The following is a 6,000-nucleotide window of genomic DNA, read 5'->3' as shown; positions in this document are numbered from 1 at the left end:
TCATCCGTGTTGAACGTCACATTAGTTAAGTCTTCCAAAACGAAAAGCGTATGCGAACCATATGCCGCGACGAGTGTCTTAGCTAGCCGATGATTCACATCGGTCATCCAGCGGTTCTCTCGTTGAGCCAGTCGCTTCAGTTTTCTCTTGGCAGACTTGGACCCTTTGCTTTGTAGTTGTCGACGAATTCCCAGAAATTTCATTCGCTTACGTAGGATCTTCTGACCATCAAAGAATAGCGTCTTTCCTTCATCATCAAAGGCGGTTGCCAGGAAACGTAATCCACGGTCAATCCCTACGATTTTAGGATTGTCTTTGGGACTGAAATCGCTAACTTCTTTGGTGATGCCGATGTGCAGAAACCACTTGCCCCGGTTATGGACCAACTTAGCAGTACCGAATTTCCAGTCATCGGTAAAGTACTTTTCAAATCCTTTGTTGGTGAATCCTAACTTAGTCCGCTTACCTAGAGTGGTGATTGAGATTTGTCGCATCTCACTTACGAAGGAATAATTACTTTGACGAACCAAGTCTGCTTGTGGTCGGCGAAACTGGATGGGGTTCACCAACCAGGTCAAATCCTTTGGGAGCTGAATCCACTTATTTTCTTCGTTCTTGTAGCGATAAGGATGTTGCTTCATTTGTTCTCGGACAGTCTTATAGCGAGCCACAACCGTCCGAAAGACCGACTGAATCATCTGGCTATTGAGCGGTGATTCCTGCCTGAATTGTTTGTACAGCTGGTGATTGATTTTTAACCAGCTTAACTGAAACGCATGGTCAAAAATCCATTGACTGACAATATTAGCTAATCGTTGATATTCCTGACTCATCGCTAGAAATTGTTCTGCTTGATCAGCGTCTGGATAGAGTCTCAGCTTGATTGTTCGCCCTAATTTAGCCAACGGATACCTCCCCTGTAGATTGGATTAAGTATATCATATTTAGACTTTGAGGGGAACGTATGTTTCAAAAAGAATATTAAGTTCTGGCATTCATCCCGCGATTAAAATCGCAGGTTTTCTGCTTAGCTCTTAATAAAGTCTGTGTCATCATTCACCACTTCCTGGCGGATGACATCAACTAAAGCCGGAGGAAGCCAGGGGCAAATTTTAAGACACGTGCTTTTCGCGGCTTAAAATCGAGCGAGAAGACTGGTGGGTTTCCAGCCTGAAGCGTCCCCACAGCAGGCGCAGTCCCTGGCAGCCGCAGTGCGACCAGCTCCAACCAATCTCAAGCCACCCCGATTCTGTGCATCACGCTACAAGCTAATTTTTGCCTAAATTGTCTTGAGAGGCATATACTTTAACTTGTGATTAACATTGAAGGAGGAATCAATGATGTCCTTATTTAAATCTAAAAAACGTCAGCCCCTCGACTTGAAGGCTGCCGTAATTGCTGGCGGCGCTGCTGGCATCGTCTCTGGCTTGGTCAAGTTGGGCTGGGAAAATGTCCTGCCACCCCGCACCGAGGAACGCGACGCTACGAACCCACCGCAGACCTTACTTGAACAATTTGGCGTACCCGCTAAGGTCACTCACGCTACCTACCACTACTCCGGCCACGAATTGCCGTGGGTCAGCTACGTGATTCACTTTGGCTTTTCGACCACCTTTGCCGTCCTCTATCAAATCATCGGTGAGAAGCTACCCGCCGTTAAGAAAGACGCCGGCACCTGGTTCGGCCTCGCCATCTGGGTCGCCTTTCACCTTGGCATCATGCCACTGATGGGCACCGTGCCCGCTCCCGAGAACCAGCCAAAAGAAGAACACATCTCCGAATCTCTTGGCCACGTGGCGTGGATGGTCACCAACGATTTAGTTGGCACCGAAGTTTACCGCCGCTTAGTCGCCGAAAAAAATAAACAATAATTGGATCACGGGCCAACCGCACACGGCCATTTTGCCTCGTCGGTTGGCCCTTTGTGTTCACTAATTTCACTCACTACTTAGGAGGCTTGCCCTTTGAATCAACCTTGGCAAACAAAATGGCCGGAACGTATCAGCTACGGTCTCAGCGACGCGGCCGACAATCTGGTCTTTCAAATGATGACCACCTACCTGCTCTTCTTTTATACCGACGTCTACGGTCTGTCCGCCAGTGCCGCCGCCATCCTCTTTATCGTGGCGCGCCTCGCCGACGTGGTCGAGAGCCTCATCATTGGCCTCATGATCGACCGCACGCATTCCAAATGGGGCAAGAGTCGGCCGTTCTTTCTCTGGTACGCGCTTCCCTACGTCCTCTTCGCCGTCTTGACCTTCGTCACCCCACCGTTTAGCGGGAGTGGCAAACTTGTCTGGGCCTACGTGACCTACCTGGGGTTAGGCTTTTTCTACACCGCGGTCAACCTTCCCATCACGTCGATTCTGCCGACCATGACGCAAAACACGCAGGAACTGACCCTACTTGGCGTCATTCGCCAATTCGGTGGTAGCTCCGTGCAGATCATTGTGGCCATCTTCACCCTGCCGCTGGTCGCCTTCTTCGGCCACGGCAGCCAACAGCGCGGCTTCCTGTTGACCATCGTGCTGTTCGGCTTGATTTCTCTCGCCCTCATCTGGAACACCTTTTTCCACGTCCGCGAACGGTTTACCAACGCCGAACAATCCCACCAATCCTGGCGCGCAGTGGGGACCATGCTGCGGAAAAATCAGCCATGGTTGGTGATTTCGGTCGTTATCTTGCTATATTGGCTGACCACTGCAATTAAAAATCAGACCACCATTTACTATTTCAAATACATTCAACACAGCGAAGCGCTGGTTCCCTGGGCGAATAGCTTCACCTTTGCCGCGCTGATCGGTGTGCTACTCATCGTGCATGCAGCCGACCACTGGGGCAAGAAGCGCACCATGCTGGGCGGCATCGCGCTCGCTGCTTTAGGGCAACTGATTCTAACCATCGGGGTCTTGCTCAACCACCTCGTCGTTTTATTCGCCGGTATCCTGATCAACTCGATCGGTAACGGCCTCATCATCGGCCTCGTTTCCATCATGATTGCCGACACGATTCGCTACGGGATGGCGATGGGTATTCAGGCCGAGGGCATCCTGGCGTCGACCGATGACTTTGGCGTCAACGTTGGGCTAGGCCTCGGTGGTCTGGTGACCGCGGGACTGTTTCATTTCTCAGGCTACGTCGCTAACCACGCGCAAAACGTCGCGACCCAGCACATGATCACGCTCAACTATGCCTGGTTGCCGCTGATCCTTTACATCGTGATGTTTGCCATCCTCCTGTTGTATAATGAACGTAAACTAATGGCCGCGATTGACGCATAATTCCAGTCGCCACGCCACCTGAAAGGACCCGTTCACATGGAAAAGGATAAACTACACACCGTCGACCTCTACCTCCCCGGCGACGACAGTATCGCTGTCGAACAGGAAAAATGTTTAGACCAGCTCTACGACTTCAATCAGACGCGCCCGACGGAAGGGGCTAAACGCCAAGCCATGCTCAAGGACATGTTCGCCAGCATTGGCCCGGACTGCTACATCGAGCCGCCATTTCACAGCAACTTCGGTGGTCACCACGTCCACTTCGGCGCGCACATCTACGCGAACTTCAATCTCACCATGGTCGACGACACCTACATCTACGTCGGCGACCACACCATGTTCGGCCCAAACGTGACCATCGCCACGGCCGGTCACCCCATCCTCCCCGAGCTACGCCAACAGGAATATCAGTACAACGCGCCAGTCCACATCGGTACAAATTGCTGGCTGGGTGCGGGCGTCATCGTCCTCCCCGGCATCACGATTGGTGACAACGTCGTCATCGGCGCCGGTAGTGTCGTCACCAAAGACCTCCCGGACAACGTGGTGGCGGTCGGCGATCCCTGCCACGTCATGCGCCCGGTCAACGACCACGACCGCGAATTCTACTTCAAGGATCATCGAATCAACCCGGACCTGCTAAACTAGTCTCCGACAACGCCTTACCGGGCAGTCAAAATAGGCTGGAACACTGTGAACGCGATTTTGAGCCCGCAGTTCAGGTCTCAAAACTCGGTTCTGTCTAACCTGAGAAGACCGCTCAGCTAAGACAGTGCCACGGCTGAGCCTATTTTGACTGCCCTCACGGCTGATATTGATTTTGAATGGACCGTTTGATTCTGACCACTAAAAAATAAGCGTTGAAATTGTCCGTATTGATTAAGAACAGTTCTAGCGCTTTTTTTCGTGATGTCATATGGGATTACGGAAACTGATTGAGCAAATCCAGTGTACTACCGCTGAACGTCGCTGCACAGACTGACCAGACTCGCCCACTAAATCTCTGTGATGGCAATCACTCAAAGTCGGAGACAACAGGAATAGAACCAGTCGTGATGCTTTCGTGACACCATGAATGACGAGCAGTCGCCAGAACCACTCGAGCGAAACCACTCATACCCGCTGACCGCCGCCGCACAAACTGATCGTCTCGGCCTCAAACTCCTGTGCTGGTAATCATCAACCTAAAGCCGGAGGCGGCCAGGGATGGAGCCAGCTGTGACGACGATGTTTGTCGGGGTTCTTTCCCGACTTACATCGTGGGACGACCTGAGAGACGCGTGCACTCCGCGGCTTTCAGGCGAGCCGGAAGCCTGCCCCTCGGCTGGAGGCGCTCCCCATAGCAGGCGCAATCCCTGGCAGCCGCAGTGCTGGCAGTCATAGCAAACCTCATCAGCCATAAAAAAAAGACGACCGGTCAATTGCACAGGTCGTCGTCTCAGAAATTTTGTGGAATTAGCTCCGACGGCTCCGGTTGGAGTTCCGCCGCTTGTCATGCAGGCTGTCAAAGCCGACGAAACCGGCCGCAATGGCCCGTTCGTTAGCCTTGTGGAGCACTTCGATAAAGTGTTCGGCTTCATCCTTGCCGAAGAAACCTAACCACCGGTGGAACCGTTCGTCCGTGGCTTGGGCCAAGTTCCGTTGAACCCGACTCCCAGCAGCCGTCAGCGTAATGTACTTCACTCGCCGGTCATTAGGGTCGACCTTTTGCATCACGTAATTTTCCTTCAGCAAAACGTTAACTTGCCGTGCAATGGCACTCTTGGAGACGCCCTCTAACTTAGCTAATTCAACTAAGGTCTGGCCGTTCTTGCTCCGAGCAACGTTATCCATCACCATGTAGGCTTCAAAAGTCAGATTATACTTCTGGGTGGGAATGGAAACGAAGTCGCCGATGTACTTGAAGATGTGCATGTACAAATCGTCAAATTCTTTTTTCAGTTGGGCTTCCGTTACAGCCTCATTAGTCGTTTCAGTCATTATCAGTCCATTACTCCTTCTAAGACAGCGGTAGATCCTGCCTTTTTCTCTTAAGAATTGCACAGCTACGGAACTTAATTGTAGCTGATAATTATTGCCACGTCACCAACCAATATTTCTAAAGTGGCTAACCCTACTACTATTTCACTATCCAATTAAGTAACTGGGTAAAATGAAATTTTGGGTTTGCAAAAACGAACATCCGTTCTATAATGGAATTAATCTTTTCCGAGGACGTGATGAGACTTATGCAACTTGCTAGCCAACAAATTCGGCCCCTACTTCGAGCCGCTTACCAAAATAATCAAGTAACTTCACTAATATTTCATGACGTGACGTACACGGGAACCGTCGACTACCTCACCGACTCAACCGTTTACCTAGGCCTCACCGCAGGCAGATCCCGGCAGATTCCACTGACACAAATCACGCAAGTCAACTTACACCAATCACGCAAGTCAACTTACACCAATCGCAACCTTGGTGGCACCTATACGAAACCGGTGCCAAGTAGCTTCTCCTAGTATCACCTCTCCCGCAATAAAAAGAAACCCTTTTCGCGAAATTGTTGCTTTTTTCTTTACAATTAGCAACAAACGTTACTATTATTGAACCCGTTCGGCTTTCTTCCGTGCATTTTGCGCGGAGAAAAGCCCTTTTTTGTTAGTCCTAGTCTACCCCGATTATACCGCACTCCCTGACCCTCGCTATACCCCATTTTGAGTGAACTGGTAACAAT

6 protein-coding genes are annotated in these 6,000 nt (G+C 50.9%); 4 read left to right on the top strand and 2 right to left on the bottom strand.

The genetic code is table 11. From position 1 onward, the window contains the following. A partial coding sequence (locus tag FC99_RS12600; RefSeq protein WP_235805930.1) for an RNA-guided endonuclease TnpB family protein occupies nt 1-905 on the bottom strand: 905 nt, incomplete at its 3' end. A gap of 435 nt (nt 906-1,340) precedes the next feature. Between FC99_RS12600 and FC99_RS12595 the strand changes: the two genes are divergently transcribed. From FC99_RS12595 to FC99_RS12585, 3 genes are all read left to right on the top strand, one after another. Continuing rightward, a complete protein-coding gene (locus FC99_RS12595; RefSeq protein ID WP_048734417.1) occupies nt 1,341-1,871 on the top strand; it encodes a DUF1440 domain-containing protein in 531 nt (176 codons plus the stop codon). A gap of 93 nt (nt 1,872-1,964) precedes the next feature. Beyond that, entirely contained in the window at nt 1,965-3,281 is a 1,317-nt protein-coding gene (locus FC99_RS12590) for an MFS transporter (RefSeq protein WP_048734414.1), read from the top strand. Between the two features lie 36 nt (nt 3,282-3,317). Next, the gene (locus FC99_RS12585; RefSeq protein ID WP_048734411.1) at nt 3,318-3,929 is read left to right on the top strand and encodes a sugar O-acetyltransferase; all 612 of its coding nucleotides are present in this window, start codon (nt 3,318-3,320) and stop codon (nt 3,927-3,929) included. An 807-nt stretch (nt 3,930-4,736) separates the two neighbouring features. Here FC99_RS12585 and FC99_RS12580 read toward each other — a convergent pair. After that, the gene (locus FC99_RS12580; RefSeq protein WP_048734407.1) at nt 4,737-5,261 is read right to left on the bottom strand and encodes a MarR family winged helix-turn-helix transcriptional regulator; all 525 of its coding nucleotides are present in this window, start codon (nt 5,259-5,261) and stop codon (nt 4,737-4,739) included. Between the two features lie 248 nt (nt 5,262-5,509). Between FC99_RS12580 and FC99_RS12575 the strand changes: the two genes are divergently transcribed. Then, nucleotides 5,510-5,785, top strand: a complete 276-nt coding sequence (locus FC99_RS12575) for a hypothetical protein (RefSeq protein WP_235805929.1) — start codon at nt 5,510-5,512, stop codon at nt 5,783-5,785. The last annotated feature ends 215 nt before the right edge of the window (nt 5,786-6,000 follow it).

Source organism: Levilactobacillus koreensis JCM 16448, from assembly GCF_001435525.1.
Classification (GTDB): Bacteria; Bacillota; Bacilli; order Lactobacillales; family Lactobacillaceae; genus Levilactobacillus; species Levilactobacillus koreensis.
This window is presented reverse-complemented; position numbering and strand designations above follow the sequence as displayed.